Annotated in this window: 14 protein-coding genes; 7 read left to right on the top strand and 7 right to left on the bottom strand. The window is 62.9% G+C overall.

What is annotated here, in order from left to right; all coding sequences use genetic code 11:
* Window positions 1-41: 41 nt before the first annotated feature.
* On the bottom strand, window positions 42-647 hold the full coding sequence (locus OKA04_RS00445) for a class I SAM-dependent methyltransferase (RefSeq protein WP_264499140.1): 606 nt from the start codon (window positions 645-647) through the stop codon (window positions 42-44).
* A gap of 54 nt (window positions 648-701) precedes the next feature.
* Between OKA04_RS00445 and OKA04_RS00440 the strand changes: the two genes are divergently transcribed.
* Window positions 702-971 carry a hypothetical protein gene (locus OKA04_RS00440; protein ID WP_264499139.1) on the top strand — a complete coding sequence of 90 codons (270 nt, stop codon included), beginning with the start codon at window positions 702-704 and terminating at the stop codon, window positions 969-971.
* A gap of 28 nt (window positions 972-999) precedes the next feature.
* Here OKA04_RS00440 and OKA04_RS00435 read toward each other — a convergent pair whose 3' ends face one another.
* From OKA04_RS00435 to OKA04_RS00425, 3 genes are read right to left on the bottom strand one after another with little or no spacing between them, the layout of a single operon-like run.
* Window positions 1000-2070, bottom strand: coding sequence for an alpha-L-glutamate ligase-like protein (locus OKA04_RS00435; RefSeq protein WP_264499138.1), 1071 nt, complete (start codon window positions 2068-2070; stop codon window positions 1000-1002).
* Window positions 2071-2085: 15 nt separating this feature from the next.
* The gene (locus OKA04_RS00430) at window positions 2086-3636 is read right to left on the bottom strand and encodes a UUP1 family membrane protein (RefSeq protein WP_264499137.1); all 1551 of its coding nucleotides are present in this window, start codon (window positions 3634-3636) and stop codon (window positions 2086-2088) included.
* 18 nt (window positions 3637-3654) lie between these two features.
* The gene (locus OKA04_RS00425) at window positions 3655-4482 is read right to left on the bottom strand and encodes an ATP-dependent zinc protease family protein (RefSeq protein ID WP_264499136.1); all 828 of its coding nucleotides are present in this window, start codon (window positions 4480-4482) and stop codon (window positions 3655-3657) included.
* Between the two features lie 92 nt (window positions 4483-4574).
* Here OKA04_RS00425 and OKA04_RS00420 point away from each other — a divergent pair, with 92 nt between their 5' ends.
* The 3 genes from OKA04_RS00420 to OKA04_RS00410 all read left to right on the top strand — a co-directional run bounded on the left by OKA04_RS00420 (window position 4575) and on the right by OKA04_RS00410 (window position 8296).
* Complete coding sequence (locus OKA04_RS00420; protein WP_264499135.1) at window positions 4575-5945, top strand: efflux transporter outer membrane subunit; 1371 nt, start codon at window positions 4575-4577, stop codon at window positions 5943-5945.
* 84 nt (window positions 5946-6029) lie between these two features.
* Complete coding sequence (locus tag OKA04_RS00415) at window positions 6030-7229, top strand: efflux RND transporter periplasmic adaptor subunit (protein WP_264499134.1); 1200 nt, start codon at window positions 6030-6032, stop codon at window positions 7227-7229.
* A 98-nt stretch (window positions 7230-7327) separates the two neighbouring features.
* Complete coding sequence (locus tag OKA04_RS00410) at window positions 7328-8296, top strand: LysM peptidoglycan-binding domain-containing protein (RefSeq protein ID WP_264499133.1); 969 nt, start codon at window positions 7328-7330, stop codon at window positions 8294-8296.
* Between the two features lie 144 nt (window positions 8297-8440).
* Here OKA04_RS00410 and OKA04_RS00405 read toward each other — a convergent pair whose 3' ends face one another.
* The 3 genes from OKA04_RS00405 to OKA04_RS00395 are packed head-to-tail and all read right to left on the bottom strand — an operon-like array spanning window position 8441 to window position 10760.
* Entirely contained in the window at window positions 8441-8926 is a 486-nt protein-coding gene (locus OKA04_RS00405) for an Lrp/AsnC family transcriptional regulator (RefSeq protein ID WP_264499132.1), read from the bottom strand.
* 60 nt (window positions 8927-8986) lie between these two features.
* Window positions 8987-9865, bottom strand: coding sequence for an alpha/beta hydrolase (locus OKA04_RS00400; protein ID WP_264499131.1), 879 nt, complete (start codon window positions 9863-9865; stop codon window positions 8987-8989).
* Window positions 9866-9878: 13 nt separating this feature from the next.
* Window positions 9879-10760, bottom strand: a complete 882-nt coding sequence (locus tag OKA04_RS00395) for a sugar phosphate isomerase/epimerase family protein (RefSeq protein ID WP_264499130.1) — start codon at window positions 10758-10760, stop codon at window positions 9879-9881.
* A gap of 145 nt (window positions 10761-10905) precedes the next feature.
* On the opposite strand from OKA04_RS00395, the gene nuoD reads away from it, so the two are divergent.
* The 3 genes from nuoD to OKA04_RS00380 are packed head-to-tail and all read left to right on the top strand — an operon-like array spanning window position 10906 to window position 13499.
* Window positions 10906-12153 carry an NADH dehydrogenase (quinone) subunit D gene (gene nuoD, locus OKA04_RS00390; protein WP_264499129.1) on the top strand — a complete coding sequence of 416 codons (1248 nt, stop codon included), beginning with the start codon at window positions 10906-10908 and terminating at the stop codon, window positions 12151-12153.
* Between the two features lie 17 nt (window positions 12154-12170).
* The gene (locus OKA04_RS00385) at window positions 12171-12881 is read left to right on the top strand and encodes a thioredoxin-like domain-containing protein (protein WP_264499128.1); all 711 of its coding nucleotides are present in this window, start codon (window positions 12171-12173) and stop codon (window positions 12879-12881) included.
* Window positions 12882-12911: 30 nt separating this feature from the next.
* Window positions 12912-13499 (top strand): NADH-quinone oxidoreductase subunit NuoE family protein, encoded by a 588-nt coding sequence (locus OKA04_RS00380; protein ID WP_264499127.1) that lies wholly within the window; start codon window positions 12912-12914, stop codon window positions 13497-13499.
* The last annotated feature ends 4 nt before the right edge of the window (window positions 13500-13503 follow it).

The raw sequence follows: 13503 nt of genomic DNA, 5'->3' as shown, positions 1-13503 counted from the left end.
CCCTCCGGTGCCATCGCATCCGGAGGGTCGAGCGGCGAGAATCAGGCCGACTTCGGCGCGATGCGGATGCAGTCCATCGCCACCTCGATGCCGAGGTCGGGACGGCGTTCCTTCACCCAGGTCTCGATGTCGGAAACAGCGGGATAATCGACCGCTCCGACATGACGGAAGCAGCGTGCGTCATCGATGAGCACCACGAAGGGCTGCGTCATCGCGGCGGAGAAAATCGCTTCCAGCTCGCCCCACACCGGGCAATTCAGGTCGCCCTGCGCGGTATCGCCACCGGAATAGTGCCCATCCAGCCAGAAGAGGGTCGGGGCATCCAGTTTGGCGACGATCTGGGGCATCACCTTGCCGCTGTCGCCCTGATGCAGCTCCACATTCGCCACGCCGGCGAACCGCTGCTTGGCCTCCGTGTAAAATTTCTCCGCCAGCTCGATGGAGTAGACCTTGCGGAACTCACCGCGCATCGCCTCGACGGTATCGCCCTTGAAGGTGCCCGTCTCGACAAGGACCTGCAGGCCGTGGCGCTGCTTGTAATCGAGCAGCATCTCGCGCTTGGCAAGCGGCGGCGGCGGGTCGGGACGACCGTCCTCGATCCACTTGCTGTATTTCCGCTTCTCCTTGAGATTCTTGAAAAAAGCCATGCGCGGGGAAAAACTAGGCCGGAGCCGCGCGACGTCCAAGCCGATTTTCGGCAGTTGGCAGTGGAGCTTTACAAGTTCAGGCCATTTAATCATCTTCTTACAAAGGCTGTAAAACCGCCTCTGTTCTCCTTCCCCTTTTTTATGGACGACAACGTTATCATCGATTCCGCCTACACAGACACGGTCAAAAAATTGTATACCGTTCTCTTCGAAGCTTTTATTGTAGCAAAAACAAAGCCGGAGCGTAATGCAGCATTAGCCCGGTTCAAAAATGGATTAAGTGTCGCTCGAGAAGCAAGAGAGGCAGCGAAGGCTGAACTTTAGGTCAGCCTTTCAGAAAGAAGTCAGCACACTAACTTGCTGCAAACGTCCGTCGCGAGAAGTCGATCTTCTGCTCCCGGCTGTCGTGCGGGTGGCTGACGTGGCGGTTGAGGGCTGGCTCCAGGCGGCGGAGAAGGCCGACGCCATTGGCAAGCTGGATGGCGAGGCCGGGGCGGGCATTGACCTCGATCATCAGCGGGCCTTTTTCCTCATCGATCATCACGTCCACGCCGAGATAACCCAAGCCGGTCATCTCGTGGCAGGTGACAGCGATGTCGAGGATGGCATCCCAATGCGGCAACTGCACCCCCACGACAGGGACCTTCAGGTCCGGATGGCGCTCGATGGGATGGCCGTGATGTACGGCGCGTATCGTACGTCCGGTGGCGAGGTCAATGCCGATGCCGATGGCTCCCTGGTGCAGGTTCGCCCGGCCATCCGACTCGCGGGTGGCAGCGCGCAGCATGGCCATCACCGGGTAGCCGTGCAGCATGACCACGCGGATGTCCGGCGCGCCTTGGAAACTGATCTCGGTAAGCACCCGCGCGGGATGGACGCGATACTCGATCAGGCCCACGTCCCGCTTTCCACCGAGGGAAAACAGACCGGCGAGGATATTCGAGCAATGGTGACGGATCTCGTCGAGCGACAAGCGCGAGCCGCTGGGCTTGATGAACCAATCCCCCTCCCGGGCCACGATGACGAGCACGCCCTTCCCGCCCGAGCCGCGGGCGGGCTTGATCACGAAGGAGTCGCGATTCCCCAGGAGCCTGTGGATCATCGCCGCGTCGCGCGGGCTGCTGATCACGCCGTAGGTCTCGGGAACGGCCATCTCCTTCTCCACCGCGAGTTGCTTCGTGCGGAGCTTGTTATCGACCAGGTCGTAGAGCTTGCGCGGGTTGTTCGGCAGCAGGAAGCGGGCGTTCCGCATGTTGATGCCCACCACGCCCATCGCCCGGAGTTCGGAGGGCGTGCGGATCCACCGGTGCCACCAGCGGCGCACCACCGGGGCGGTGGGCTTTGAGGCGACGGACAAAGGACCGGCAGGCTGGGGCGAAACCGCCTCAGATGCCTTCTCTTCCTGTCTGTCGTCCGTCGTCATCACGTCCAAGTGTCCTCACGCCTCCTTGAAATCGCGGAAGCGCATGAGCTCGGAGAGGCGGTAGCCCGTGTAGCGGCCGATCAGGATGATGACCGCCAGCAGGACGAGTAGCATCTCCGGGAAATAGAATGCCAAGTACTGCACCTGCCGGATGCTCATGAAGAGGTAGGCGATGACGGCTACGAAGAGCGACCCACCGACCTGCATGATCGCGCTGCGCTTCCCCTCCTCCTCCCAGATCAGCGACATGCGCTCGATCGTCCAGGCAAGGATGATCATCGGGAAGAGCGTGATCTGGAGGCCATCGCGGATGCCCAGCTTGTAGCTCACCACGCTGAGCACCATCATCAGGAGCGTGACGATGACCACGCAGGCGGCGACGCGTGGAACCACCAGCATGTTAAGCCTTGAAAGTAGGAAGCGGAACCACAGCCCCGCCGCGATGATCACGGTGAACATGATCAGGCCGCTATCCAGCGGGATCTCGAGGAGTGCCAGCGCGAGCAGCACCGGCATGAAGGTGCCGAGCGTGGAGACGCCGATGATATTCCGCATGACGACCACCACGAAGGCCCCCAGCGGGATGAGCACCACGTAGCGGAAGACGGCTTGCTCGGAGGCAGGCAGCCCGAAGATCGTGGAAATCAGCAGCGGTGAGTCCCGCAGGTTGGTGAGTTCCGTGAGCGGGACGAGGTCGCGGATGACGGTGAAGGTGAGCTGCGAAGCCTCCGCATCGCCATTTACTTCGAAGAGCGCGCCACCGCCGCGGTTCCAGACGAAGATTTTCTCCGGATCGAGCGTGGAAGCCGGCTCATCGGGATCGCGGACTTTCCAATCGGCCCCGTCGTAGTATTCCACCAGGCGCGTCGGCTGCTGGCCGCCACGGGCTTCCTCAAGCCTCACGCCATAGGCGAGTCGGGCCGGGACACCGGCCAAATTGAGCAGGTCGATGCCGAGCGCGGGGATCGCGCTGCTGCGTCCGCCGACTTCTCCTTCGTACTGCTTCCGCAGCACCCCGACTTCTTGCGAGGCATCGATGGCATTGATCGCAGTGAAAAGGCTGACGAAGAGCGAATTGGGATCCGCAGAAACCGACTTCGCGCGCTGGACCACGCGCTTCGCCGCATTCTCGGAAGCACCGGACAGCCCCGGGTCTTCTGCCACAGGGAGACCTCCGCCCGAGTGAGGCATGGGCTCTCCGCCGCTCTTCAAGAGCTTCGGGAAGCTGACCCGATAGTAGATGGCTTGATTCCCGGACTGCTTTTCCGAGGCCCAGATCGCGGCGTATTCCCCGCGATCCTTCTCGACGTAGTAGTTGTAGCCCACGGAGCCGGACTCCTGTCCGATCCCCTCGTCCACCGCCGCCGCGGGCAGCGAAAGCCGGGCGCTAACCTTGCCGCCCTCCGGCGACGCCATGAAGGTGATCTTCGCCTCTACCAGCCATTGCTCCGGCAGTGTGCCCGCCTTCAGCGGGAGCCCGAGCCTGACGTGCTTGTAGGCGGCGATGCCACCGCCGATCGCCGTGAGAAAGAGGACGACGAGGAGAAGTTTGACGCGCGAGGCCATGCGGGTGGCGGGCTCGGATCAGCGCATGATCTTCTGGTCCGCGAGATAGGCGCGGGACGGATCGACCCAGCCAAGCTCCTTGATCGTGGTGCGACCGATGAGGACGGGGCTGAGCATGTTGCTGCGGTTGTTGAGGGTGAAGTCAGCGCGCAGCTTCCGCTCGCCGAGGGTGAAATTGAGCCGAACCACCTCGCGGGCCTCGGACTGTCCGCCCGGCTCCTTGATGTGGGCGATGCGGACCAGCGGGGCCTCGATGCGGATGCGCTGGGAACTCTTCTCGCTGGGATCCGTCACGATGAAGCGGACCCACTTCTTCCCGTCCCTTTCAAAAAGTTCCTTCTCCTCCGCGTGGATGGATGAGGTGAGGGCTCCGGTATCGAGCTTCGCCGCGAGCTTCATCTGCGCCTGGCCGACAAGCACCCACTCGCGCCAACCGTAAACCTGCACCGGGTCCGATGTGACGGGCCGCGCCACGGCAGCGGCGACATCTGCATCCGCCTCCTTTCGCTCGGCGGCAGCTTCGTCCTCCTCGGCCACCGGGGGCATCGCGGGCTCCTCGGCAGGTTTTGCCGGAGCGGCTTCCTTCGATGCGGGAGCCGCATCTTTCCCTGCGGCGGGCTTGGCGGCAGGAGCGGTCTCTTTGCCAGCAGCGGGTTTGGCTGGGGCCGGTGCCGGCTTGTTGGTCGCGGGCTTTGGCGGTGCTTCTTCCTTGCCCTTGGCGGGTGCCTCCGCTGCTTTTTCGGGCGCAGCCGGTTTGGCGGTTTCCGGAGCCGCAAAAAGCTCCACGGGCATCGCCAGACAGAGCGCCAGCAGAAGGGACGTAAGGGCTTTTCTTTCGAGGGTCACGCGGGCCGACTATCAGCAGCAGATTTCAGGAAATGCAACGGAATTCCCGATCCCACAAGCTCCCCGGAATGGGTGGTGTCACTGTCGTGGCAATGACTGCAGCGGCTTTTGTTTCCTGCAAGGGACTGCACTTCGACACTCCGAGGGAGAAGGTGGAGGTCTCTGCCCCTGCCACCTGGCATGCAGCTTCCAGCGGCACCGATGGCAAGATCAGCAGCGGGTGGTTGCGCGAGTTTTCCGATGCCGGCCTGACCCGTGCCGTGAATGAGGCACTGGCTCACAATCAGGACCTCATGGCTGCTTCCGCGCGGATGAGGCAGGCGAAGGAGTCCAGCATCTCGGGAAGATCCCGCACCCGCCCGAGGATCGCGGCAGGTGGCACTGCGGGCTTCGACGTGAATGAAAACGGCCGGTCGCCCGCGTCGGAAAGCGAGCGATACGGGCTCTCACTCTCGGCTTCGTGGGAGGCGGATCTGTGGGGTCGGCTGCGTGATTTGAATGCCGCGGATGACGCAAGCTATGACGCGGCACGCGCCGATTTCCGCGGCGCACGGCTTTCCCTCGCAGCCAGCTCGGCAAAGGCATGGTGCAATCTGATCGCCTCCGAGCAGCTTCTGGAACTCGCCCACAGCACCCTCGACTCGAACGAGCGGGTGCTGCGGGCAGTCGAACGCCTTTTCAAAGGGGGCGCAGGCCAAGGCGCGCTCGACGTGCAGCTCGGCCGCACCAACGTCGCATCCTCCCAGCGGGCAGTGAAAGCAGCCCAGCTCGACCGCGACAATGCGGCCCGTGCCTACGAAGTCCTCACCGGCAAATATCCCTCGGGGAAAACCTGGGCCTCGCGGGACCTCCCGGAGATGAAACGCGGTGTTCCGGCGGGGCTGCCTGCGGATTTGATTGAGCGCCGCCCGGATCTGGCAGCGGCCCGGGCAAGGCTCTTCGCCAGCGCCAAGCGCGCGGACGCCACCCGGAAAGCGATGCTTCCCAGCCTGGCCCTCAGCGGCAGCACCGGCACACCGGTCTCGAATTACTCGAATCTCCTGAATCCGGCGTATCTCGCCAGTTCCGTGGCGGCAAATTTCGCCCAGTCGGTTTACGAAGGCGGAGCCTTGGCAGCCGACACCCGCGGTGCGCTCGCGGCGAACGAGGCGGCCGTGCATGACTATTCGCAGGCGGCCCTGGAGGCCTTCCGCGAGGTGGAGTCCGCGCTCGGCGGCGATTCCTCGCTGGCCGAGCAGGAAACCTACCTCGTCTCGGAGGTGGAGCAGGCGGCGCTCGCTCAGAAGCAAGCCGCACGAGACTATTCGGACGGCGTGAATGACGACATTCTCCGTGTGCTGGAATCCCAGAGCCGCGCGACGAACTCCCGCGCCGGCCTCATCCGGCTGCGAAACGAGCGTCTGCAAAACCGTATCGACCTCCACCTTGCCCTCGGTGGCGACTTCGAAACCAACGCCCGCTGAAAATTTCGGGAGCAAATTCCCCTGTCGGGCTTCGTATTTGGCAAACCTGTTTTTGCGGTCCATCTTCCTGCCGCTTTTTCCCTGATGCTCCTGCGCCTGCTCATTCCCCTTCTCATCCTGGCCACCGGCGGCTTTGCCGGTTGGCGTCTTGGCAAGCCCACGGACGCCCCGAAGCCCGATCCCGCGCCGCCGCAGGTGATGAAGACGGAGATCATGGAGCTCCAGCGCACGGACTTTCAGGTGAATATCGAAAGCCAGGGCACCATCCGCGCCCACTACACGACCACCGTCACCTCGCAGGTCGCCGGGACGATCGTGAAGCTGCATGACCGTTTCGAGGACGGGGCTTTTTTCAAAAAGGACGAGATCCTCGCCGAGCTTGATCCCGCTGATTTCCAGGTCGCCGTCTCAGCCGCCGACTCCGGCGTCGCCCGCGCCGAGGCCGTTCTGGTGCAGGAAGAGGCACGGGCAAAGCAGGCCCGCCTGAATTGGCAGGACCTCGGCTACGACGAGGAACCCTCCGAACTGGTCCTGCGTATCCCGCAGCTCAAGGAGGCGAAAGCCTCGGTGGATGCGGCCATGGCTGAACTGGAGCAGGCCCGCCGCGATCTGGAGCGCACGAAGATCCGCGCGCCCTTCGATGGACGCGTGCAGCAGCGCGCCGTGGGACTCGGCCAATCGGTCGGCGGCTCCACTCCGCTCGGTGAGATCTTTGCAACTGACTTCGCGGAAATCCGCCTGCCGCTCGCTCCACGCCAGCTTGAATTCGTCAATCTCCCCTCACACCCCGGCGATCCCGAGGTGCCGGTGACTCTGACGGACGCCATTGCCCAAAATAACAATGTGCAGTGGGAAGCGCGCATCGTCCGCACCGAGGGAGCGCTGGATGAGTCGTCCCGAGAACTCTTTGCAATCGCCCGTATTGACGATCCTTTCGGCATCGTTTCCGGCAAGCCTCCGCTCCGGATCGGCCAACCGGTCCGAGCCTCCGTCCGCGGCAAGATCCTTGATGACGTCTTTGTCATCCCCCGCTACACCATGCGCGGCGTGAACCGCATCTACCTCGTTGATCGCCAAGAGCCCGCTATTCTGCGGACAAACATCGAGCCCGTGTGGTCCACTGCCGACCTTCTTGTGATCAAGGAAGGCCTGGAGCCCGGCCAATGGCTCGCCACGACCCGCCTGCCCTACGCACCGAATGGCGCGCCCGTGGAAGTGATCGAGCGGCCCATCGCCGCGGAGACCCCGGTGAAGGCGGATGCGCCAAAGGCAAGCGGCTCATGAGATCCGGTTCCTGAGCTGGAATCACTTATCGGCTGACAATTAAGGTTTCTTAAATTTTTCTTGTTGCGGAGCGGAATTTTTGAAATTCCTTACGCGTCATGAGAACCGCCTCGTTCCTCGCCGCACTGCTCTGCACCGCCCCTCTGGCGAACGCCAAATCCGAGCTGGAGCTTCTCCAGAACCGGTGCGCGGAGATGGAACGGCAGATCCGGGCATTGGAAACCGAGAACAGCCAGCTCAAGTCGCAGGCCTCCGTTTCCACGAAGACCGTGGTCGAAACTGCAAAGCCGGTCACCGTCTCCACGACCAAGCCAAAGACTTCCACCACTGCCCCGGCGAAAACCGCCACGGCAGCAGCGACCAGCCCGTCCTCTTCCTCCTTCGCTACGGTCCGCCCTGGCGACACCTTGGAAAAAGTGGCCAAGCGGAACGGCACCACGTCAGCGACCTTGGTGAAGCTGAACAAGCTGAAGAATCCTTCTCTGATCCAGCCCGGCCAGAAGCTTCTCCTTCCTGACAAGGCCCCGGCGGCTGTCGCAAAGAAGACCGCACCGGCTGCGCCTTCCACCTCCACGCCCGCACCTACCCCCGCTCCGCGCGGAGGCACGCACATCGTGAAGGCGGGCGAGACATTCTACAGCATCGCCCGCCACTACGGCATGAGCTCCGATGCCCTGCAGGCGGGAAATCCGCACATCAAGGCGGACAAAATGCGTGCCGGCCAAACGCTGAATCTCGGCGGCAGCAAGCCCGCGCAAAAGACGACGGCCACCGCGAAAGCGAAGACCTCCCCTTCCCCGGCTCCCGCCACGGCCTCCACCAAGGCTCCTGCGGTGACGAATACGGCCAGCCGCGAACCCGCTCCTGCGCCACAGCCGACCACCGAAACGGTCGGCAACAACCCCAAGCTTCGGCTCATTGTCATCAATGAGCCCATCGGTTTCGGTGATTTTGCCGCAGCACACGGCACGACCACCGCGAAACTAAATGCCCTGAACGGCCACAGCCTGAATCCCAGTACAGTCCTTGCAAAGGAGTCGGAGTTCTACGTTCCCGCCCAGCCTTGAGAATTCGAGGCTCCGACTTCCTTGGGTTTTGGCCGCAAAGGTCATGGCACCCGTCCGGGATCCGTCCCGGGCGGGTTTTCGCTTTTCGGAAAAGGACCTGAAGCTTGAACCGGCTTTGGGCCTTGGATCACCCCACCTTCCGCCTCAAGGCGACACCGCAAGGCGCTGTGGACCCTCGGACTCGCCGAAGATGAAGCCGTTTTCCTTGTAGGTCTTCAGGCGGAAATGGGTGGCCGTGGAAATCACGCCGTCCATGGTGCTGAGCTTTTCGGAAACGAAGCGGGCCACTTCGCGGAGGTCGCTGCCTTCCACCACCACCATCAGGTCGTATCCGCCGCTGGCGAGGTAGCAGCTCACCACCTGATCGAAGCGGGCGATGCGCATGGCGAGGCGGTCGAAGCCACCGCCGCGTTCCGGAGTGACCTTCACCTCGATGAAGGCGGACACATCGACATCGCCTGCGGCCTCGGGATTGATGACCGCCTGATAGCCCAGGATGGTGCCGTTCTTTTCCCACTCGGCGAGGCGCGAGCGGACTTCCTCCTCCGACAGCGAGAGGACCTCGGCGAGTTCCTGATGGCTGTAGCGGGCTTGTTGGCGGAGGAGCTGGAGAAGCGGGTCGATCGACATGACGGCGGCGTTCTAGCGAGGCTGCCCGCCCTCCGCAAGACCCGTGGACGGCGTGACACGTCAGTCCTTCGTCATCAGGAAATCGACGGCAGTCCGGTAGGCGGGCTCCGGGAGACTCCACATCACATCGCCGTGACCGAGATCCGGCAGCAGCAGCCGTCTCCCCTGCCCCTCGGCGCAGGCGGAAAGGAGCTGCGCCGACTGGTCGGGCGGGATCACGCCGTCGCGTCCACCGTGGATGAAAAGCAGCCGGGCATCGGTGCGGTGGACGCTTTCGATTGGCTTGATCCGCTTGGGATCGAAGCCCGCGGCGCTGCGAACATCCGAGCGCACCCAGGGCAGAAAAGGAACCATCGCACCGCTGTAGATCTGACGGGCATGATGACGCATGATCTGGGATAGATCGGCAAAAGGCGCCAGGAGCACCGCGGCCTCGGCTCGCGAGTCCCGCGGCAGGGTCTGGAGCGCGACCGCCGCCCCCATCGAGTAGCCCCAGAAAACGTCCTTGCCCTGAGGCCGCTGATCCCGCTTTCGGGACGCCTTGATCACCCGCAGCGCGTCGTCCACCTCACGCATTCCGTAGCTAGCGCGCTCACCACCGCTCTTGCCGTGGCCACGGGAATCCCACGCGACGCAGCGGAATCCTGCGGCGGTCAGGCGCTTGGCGACGGGGAGCATCTGCTCCTTCGTATTCCCGAAGCCGTGAAAAAGATAGGCCGTGCCGAGCTTCGGCACGGCAGGATCGGCCGGTAGCTCCAAAGCAGAGATGACCACTCCATCCGCCGCGACCACGTCAAAGCGCACCGGCTTCGTCGCGGTCTCCTTTTCCCAATGACCGGCCTCTAGCACGCGCCGCGGCACGGTCATTACGTCCGCGGCACGCCGGGTCAGGCAGCCGGTCAGGGAAATGGTGACGAGGATAAGGAAGGCCCTCCACATGGGAGGAGCCGTATCAGAGCTTCGCCAGATAGGCGATGCTCTGCTTGATGCTGGCCATGGCGTCCGGAGACTGGTCCTGCTCGACGTGGCAATTTTCGACACCGGCCTTTTCCGCAGCGGCGAGGATCGGCTCCATCGGGATGATGCCGTTGCCGAGTTCCTTGAAGGCGTCCTGAGGCAGGTTACCGAATTCCGGCAGCTTGAGCCCGTCCTTGAGATCCTTCAGGTGAAGCTGGGAAACACGACCGGAAAGCTTAGTGATCAGCTCCACGGGATCGAGGTTCGCGACCTTCACCCAGAAGATATCGATCTCGAACTTCATGTCCTTGCTGAACTGCTCGATGAAGACGTCGTAGCCCGTCTTGCCGCCTTCCTTCGGCTGGAATTCAAAAGCGTGGTTGTGGTAACCGAGTTGGATGCCAGCGGCTTTGGCAAGTTCCGCGGCCTTGTTCGCGTTCGCGGCGACCTTCTTGTAGTCATCCAGCGTCTTGCGCTCGCCGTCATGCAGGTAAGGGATGACGAGGTGGCTGAGCCCGACTTCCTTGGCCTTTTCGAGGGTTTTCTGGAAGTCGCTCATCGAGGCATCCTTCGGGCTCGTCACGCTGGTCCACTCGAAGTGGGTGGAATTCAGCACCAGACCGGCGGACTTCGCCCCGTCGATCAATGGCTGGCAATTCGGGAAGCCGTAGGCTTCGACCTGCTTGTAGCCCGCTTCCGCGACGGCCTTCAGGGTTCCGGCAGTGTCTTTTCCGAGCGCATCGCGCAGGGTGTAAAGCTGGATGCCGATGTTCTTGCGGTACTTGTTATCCGGGGCCAGCGCGGCGAGCAACTGGCTGGCGGGAGTCAGGGCGAGCGACGAGACGACGGCGGAACGCAAGAAGGTGCGACGTTGCATGGTGTCGAAGCTCGCCGCGGGAGCCCGCCATGGCAAGCATGCGCGTCGGCATTTGCCGCATGCCACGGACTTTGTGAAAAATTTCACAAACTGCCTTGCCCGAGGGGCTTCCTTGGGGCCTGATTCCGGGGCCGGGAATAACCCAATGAGCCGCTCCACGACCGAATACCAAGCCCCCGACGTGGCCACGAAGGCCGCCGAGTACCACGAGGAAACGACGGACTTGATGGGCGAAAAGATGGTCCTGAACATGGGACCATCCCACCCCGCGACGCACGGCGTGCTGCGCCTGATCCTGGAATTGGACGGGGAAATCATCACCAAGGCCGACCCGGACGTGGGCTTCCTGCACCGCGGCGACGAGAAGATCGCGGAAAACATGCACTACAACCAGTTCGTGCCCTACACGGACCGGCTGGACTACCTCGCACCGCTGGCGAACAACGTCGCCTACGCCTGCGCCGTGGAGAAGCTGATGGGCTGGGAGCTGCCACCCCGTGGCCAGGCCCTGCGCGTGCTGTGCTGCGAGCTGGCCCGCATTTCCTCCCACCTGCTCGGCGTCGGCGTCTGCGCCATGGACGTGGGTGCGATGACCGTTTTCCTCTACACCTTCACGGAGCGGGAGAAGATCTACAATCTCTGCGAGCAGCTCACCGGGGCGCGTTTCACGACCTCCTACACTCGCGTCGGCGGCCAGCTCCGCGACATGCCTCCGGGCTTCGAGCAGTCCGTCCGCAAGTTCCTGACCGAGTGCGAGGCGACCATCGAGGAAGTCTCCAAGCTCCTGGACAAGAACAAGATCTACCGCGACCGCATGTGCGACATCGGGATCATCTCGAAGGAGTCCGCGATCGCCTGGGGCCTCACCGGCCCGAATCTCCGCGCCTCCGGCGTGCCCCGCGACCTGCGCAAGGACCGCCCCTACCTCGGCTACGAGAAGTATGACTTCGACGTGATCGTGGCGGACGAGGGCGACTGCTACGCCCGCTACCAGGTGCGGATGGAAGAGCTGCGCCAGTCGGTGAAGATCTGCCGCCAGGTGCTCGACACCATGCCAGAGGGCCCGGTGAACCTGGCCGACTCGAAAAGCATCCTGCCGAACAAGGAGAAGGTGCTGATGTCGATGGAGGAGCTGATCCACCACTTCATCGTGGCCACGCAGGGCATCGACGCGCCTCCAGGCGAGGTCTATTTCGGCGCGGAAAACCCGAAGGGCGAGCTGGGCTTCTACATCCACTCCACGGGTGGAGGCGTGCCGCATCGCCTGAAAATCCGCAGCCCCTCCTTCTGCAATCTTTCCCCGCTCTCCGTGCTGCTGCCCGGCCACATGATATCTGACGTCCCGGCCGTGCTCGGTTCGCTCGATTTCGTGATGGGCGAATGTGATCGCTGACGTATAAGTGATTCGTTATGAAAAAGACGATCCTCCTCAGCATCCTGATGGCCGGTGTTTCCTTCGCCGGATTCGAAAAGTGGACCAACAAGGACGGCAAGACCGCCGAACTTGACTTGGTGAAAGTCACCGAGACCGGTGGCGAGAAAGCCGGTGAATTCAAGATGCGCAACGGCAAGTCCGTGACGCTGAAGCTCTCCGACCTCGCCGACGCAGACCAGAAGCGTCTGGAGGAATGGAAGCCCGCCGCTGCACCCGCGGGAGAGGCCAAGCCGAGCGTCTTTGACAAGGACCTCGACGGCAACCTGGTGAAGCTGGAGGGCAAGTCCCTGAAGAAGTATGAACTCACGGCGAAGCCGACGAAGTATTATCTCTTCTACTACACTGCCTCTTGGTGCGGCCCGTGCCAGAAGTTCACTCCATCGCTCGTCGAGTTCTACGAAAAGAACAAGCCGGGCAACGACACCTTTGAAATCGTGCTGGTCACCAGCGACGCCGATGAGGACGCCATGGAAGGCTATGCCGTCGAGAAGAAGATGAGCTGGCCTCACCTGAAGCTCTCGAAGACCGAGAAATTCAAGAAGTCGGTCGCTCATCCCGGCGGCGGCATTCCGAACCTGGTGCTGACCGACTTGGAAGGAAAGATCCTCAAGTCCAGCTACGAGGGCAAAGAATACAAGGGCCCCCACGTGGTCATGAACCACCTCGAAACGCTCCTGAAGGAGTGACAGCCAGTCTCCCGACGTCCCATTTCCAACATGTCCGCCTCGATCCTCGCAGAAAACGTCGCCTCGCCGGAGACGCCCGGCTCGAAGTTCTACCCGCCTTTCGTGCCGACGGCGGCGCTTGAAGCCGAGGCGGACCAGCGCCTCGCCCAGTTTCCCGAGGATCAGAAGCGCTCGGCAGTCCTGCCGCTGCTCCACTTCATCCAGCACCATCACGGCTTCATTTCCGCGGAGGCGATCGAATGGGTCGCCGAGCGTCTGGCGATCCAGCCTGTGAAGGTGCTGGAAGTCGTGACCTTCTACCCCGGCTTCCGCCAGTCGGCTCCGGGCAAGGTCCACTTCCGCGTCTGCCGCACGCTTTCCTGCGCGATGGGCGGCTCGCACGAGTTGATGGAGAAACTCTGCGAACTGACTGGCATCGACCGCTCGCACGCCGATGCCCACCATCATCCCGTGACCGTATCGCCCTGCGGCAAGTGGTCGGTGGAGTTCGCCGAGTGCCTCGCTTCCTGCGGCACTGCTCCGGTCTGCCTGGTGAATGACGATTTCCACGAGGCCGTCACCGCGGAGAAGGCCCAGGGCTTGCTCGACCAATACGCCGACGGCCACTCTTCTCACTGATACC

This window comes from Luteolibacter flavescens, assembly GCF_025950085.1.
Lineage (GTDB): Bacteria > Verrucomicrobiota > Verrucomicrobiia > Verrucomicrobiales > Akkermansiaceae > Haloferula > Haloferula flavescens.
Note: the sequence above shows the minus strand (reverse complement) of the source record. Positions and strands in the feature narration are given on the sequence as shown.

Coding starts and splice junctions, on each gene's coding strand:
- OKA04_RS00380 (WP_264499127.1), top strand. CDS start 12,912: ATGTCCGCCTCGATCCTCGCAGAAAACGTCGCCTCGCCGGAGACGCCC.
- OKA04_RS00420 (WP_264499135.1), top strand. CDS start 4,575: ATGACTGCAGCGGCTTTTGTTTCCTGCAAGGGACTGCACTTCGACACT.
- nuoD (WP_264499129.1), top strand. CDS start 10,906: ATGAGCCGCTCCACGACCGAATACCAAGCCCCCGACGTGGCCACGAAG.
- OKA04_RS00410 (WP_264499133.1), top strand. CDS start 7,328: ATGAGAACCGCCTCGTTCCTCGCCGCACTGCTCTGCACCGCCCCTCTG.
- OKA04_RS00445 (WP_264499140.1), bottom strand. CDS start 647: ATGGCTTTTTTCAAGAATCTCAAGGAGAAGCGGAAATACAGCAAGTGG.
- OKA04_RS00415 (WP_264499134.1), top strand. CDS start 6,030: ATGCTCCTGCGCCTGCTCATTCCCCTTCTCATCCTGGCCACCGGCGGC.
- OKA04_RS00400 (WP_264499131.1), bottom strand. CDS start 9,865: ATGTGGAGGGCCTTCCTTATCCTCGTCACCATTTCCCTGACCGGCTGC.
- OKA04_RS00430 (WP_264499137.1), bottom strand. CDS start 3,636: ATGGCCTCGCGCGTCAAACTTCTCCTCGTCGTCCTCTTTCTCACGGCG.
- OKA04_RS00435 (WP_264499138.1), bottom strand. CDS start 2,070: ATGACGACGGACGACAGACAGGAAGAGAAGGCATCTGAGGCGGTTTCG.
- OKA04_RS00395 (WP_264499130.1), bottom strand. CDS start 10,760: ATGCAACGTCGCACCTTCTTGCGTTCCGCCGTCGTCTCGTCGCTCGCC.
- OKA04_RS00405 (WP_264499132.1), bottom strand. CDS start 8,926: ATGTCGATCGACCCGCTTCTCCAGCTCCTCCGCCAACAAGCCCGCTAC.
- OKA04_RS00385 (WP_264499128.1), top strand. CDS start 12,171: ATGAAAAAGACGATCCTCCTCAGCATCCTGATGGCCGGTGTTTCCTTC.